Source organism: Klebsiella sp. V115_8 (genome assembly GCF_029967715.1).
GTDB classification, from domain to species: domain Bacteria; phylum Pseudomonadota; class Gammaproteobacteria; order Enterobacterales; family Enterobacteriaceae; genus Klebsiella; species Klebsiella quasipneumoniae.
The window spans coordinates 1-2006 of sequence record NZ_JASCAR010000015.1; the positions used below are offsets into that span (position 1 = coordinate 1).

The 2006-nt window shown below is 51.9% G+C and carries 2 tRNA genes and 2 rRNA genes; all 4 read right to left on the reverse strand.

Annotated elements, in window-relative coordinates:
• Positions 1 to 434 (reverse strand): 23S ribosomal RNA (locus QLG03_RS06045); the annotation flags it as partial.
• Between the two features lie 177 nt (positions 435 to 611).
• Positions 612 to 687 (reverse strand) — tRNA-Ala (locus QLG03_RS06050).
• 106 nt (positions 688 to 793) lie between these two features.
• Positions 794 to 870: transfer RNA gene (locus tag QLG03_RS06055), tRNA-Ile, on the reverse strand.
• 70 nt (positions 871 to 940) lie between these two features.
• A 16S ribosomal RNA gene (locus tag QLG03_RS06060) occupies positions 941 to 2006 on the reverse strand; the annotation flags it as partial.

Genomic DNA, 2006 nt, shown 5'->3' on the forward strand with positions numbered 1-2006 from the left:
AGTATTTAGCCTTGGAGGATGGTCCCCCCATATTCAGACAGGATACCACGTGTCCCGCCCTACTCTTCGAGTTCACAGCCTGTGCATTTTGGTGTACGGGACTATCACCCTGTACCGTCGGACTTTCCAGACCGTTCCACTAACACACAAGCTGATTCAGACTCTGGGCTGCTCCCCGTTCGCTCGCCGCTACTGGGGGAATCTCGGTTGATTTCTTTTCCTCGGGGTACTTAGATGTTTCAGTTCCCCCGGTTCGCCTCGTTAACCTATGTATTCAGTTAACGATAGTGCAACGAATTGCACTGGGTTTCCCCATTCGGACATCGCCGGTTATAACGGTTCATATCACCTTACCGACGCTTTTCGCAGATTAGCACGTCCTTCATCGCCTCTGACTGCCAGGGCATCCACCGTGTACGCTTAGTCGCTTAACCTCACAACCCGAAGATGTTTCGTAAAACATCATCGTGTCGCGAAAATTTGAGAGACTCGAACACACTTAAACAGTGTGTCGTTTCAATTTTCAGCTTGATCCAGATTTTTAAAGAGCAAAACTTCGCAGTGCACCTTTTCAGGTTCACTCTGAAGTTTTCTTGTGTTCGCAGTAAAGATGGTGGAGCTATGCGGGATCGAACCGCAGACCTCCTGCGTGCAAAGCAGGCGCTCTCCCAGCTGAGCTATAGCCCCATCGGTGTTATCTCTGTACCGGTAATTTTTCCTGAGACAAGGCGTGGTGAAGCGAAGCATACTGAAGTATGCGAGCTTTGCCACAACGCAGTATTCAGGGAAAATTTGGTAGGCCTGAGTGGACTTGAACCACCGACCTCACCCTTATCAGGGGTGCGCTCTAACCACCTGAGCTACAAGCCTGCAGAGATTATTTACTGCTCTATTTCATCAGACAATCTGTGTGAGCACTGCAAAGGCAGGTTCTTTAAGGTAAGGAGGTGATCCAACCGCAGGTTCCCCTACGGTTACCTTGTTACGACTTCACCCCAGTCATGAATCACAAAGTGGTAAGCGCCCTCCCGAAGGTTAAGCTACCTACTTCTTTTGCAACCCACTCCCATGGTGTGACGGGCGGTGTGTACAAGGCCCGGGAACGTATTCACCGTAGCATTCTGATCTACGATTACTAGCGATTCCGACTTCATGGAGTCGAGTTGCAGACTCCAATCCGGACTACGACATACTTTATGAGGTCCGCTTGCTCTCGCGAGGTCGCTTCTCTTTGTATATGCCATTGTAGCACGTGTGTAGCCCTGGTCGTAAGGGCCATGATGACTTGACGTCATCCCCACCTTCCTCCAGTTTATCACTGGCAGTCTCCTTTGAGTTCCCGGCCTAACCGCTGGCAACAAAGGATAAGGGTTGCGCTCGTTGCGGGACTTAACCCAACATTTCACAACACGAGCTGACGACAGCCATGCAGCACCTGTCTCACAGTTCCCGAAGGCACCAAAGCATCTCTGCTAAGTTCTGTGGATGTCAAGACCAGGTAAGGTTCTTCGCGTTGCATCGAATTAAACCACATGCTCCACCGCTTGTGCGGGCCCCCGTCAATTCATTTGAGTTTTAACCTTGCGGCCGTACTCCCCAGGCGGTCGATTTAACGCGTTAGCTCCGGAAGCCACGCCTCAAGGGCACAACCTCCAAATCGACATCGTTTACGGCGTGGACTACCAGGGTATCTAATCCTGTTTGCTCCCCACGCTTTCGCACCTGAGCGTCAGTCTTTGTCCAGGGGGCCGCCTTCGCCACCGGTATTCCTCCAGATCTCTACGCATTTCACCGCTACACCTGGAATTCTACCCCCCTCTACAAGACTCTAGCCTGCCAGTTTCGAATGCAGTTCCCAGGTTGAGCCCGGGGATTTCACATCCGACTTGACAGACCGCCTGCGTGCGCTTTACGCCCAGTAATTCCGATTAACGCTTGCACCCTCCGTATTACCGCGGCTGCTGGCACGGAGTTAGCCGGTGCTTCTTCTGCGGGTAACGTCAATC